Source organism: Pseudomonas typographi, from assembly GCF_014694385.1.
Lineage (GTDB): Bacteria > Pseudomonadota > Gammaproteobacteria > Pseudomonadales > Pseudomonadaceae > Aquipseudomonas > Aquipseudomonas typographi.
The window spans coordinates 1-419 of the sequence record NZ_JAAOCA010000147.1 but is presented as its reverse complement, the minus strand read 5'-3'; the positions used below and the strand labels follow the sequence as shown (position 1 = coordinate 419).

The 419-nt window shown below is 68.0% G+C and carries 1 protein-coding gene; it reads left to right on the top strand.

Annotated features, from left to right (window positions below; translation table 11 throughout):
- Positions 1-85: 85 nt before the first annotated feature.
- The coding region (locus HAQ05_RS28155) for a hypothetical protein (protein WP_190427709.1) at positions 86-419 on the top strand (334 nt) is incomplete at its 3' end.

The following is a 419-nucleotide window of genomic DNA, read 5'->3' as shown; positions in this document are numbered from 1 at the left end:
AGCTTTCCGCGGTGGAGGCGGGCACCCGCGAGGTGCCGACGCTGGAAGCGTTCCTGGCCGAACTGCCTGTGCTCGAGGTGCCGGCATGACGCTCGATCCCGGCAAGTTCGCCGCTGGCGTGGCCACCTGCCAGGTTAGCCGGTGGGAGTTCACGCTGCTGGAGCCGCTGGTGTTCAACGACCCGGTGCACGGGATGCTCGAAGTCCCGGCCGGCTTCACCAGCGACCTGGCCTCTATCCGCATCCTGCGTGAGGTCTGCCGCTGGGGTGCCATTGGCGCGCTGATTGCCGGTGCGGTGCTGACGTTCGTCTCCTGGCTGGCGCCGCTGCTCTGGATCATCGCCGTGGGCGCTCTGGCGCTGTATGGCATCTGCGCCGGCTACGGCATGCGCCCGGCGATTCTGCACGACCAGCTTTATG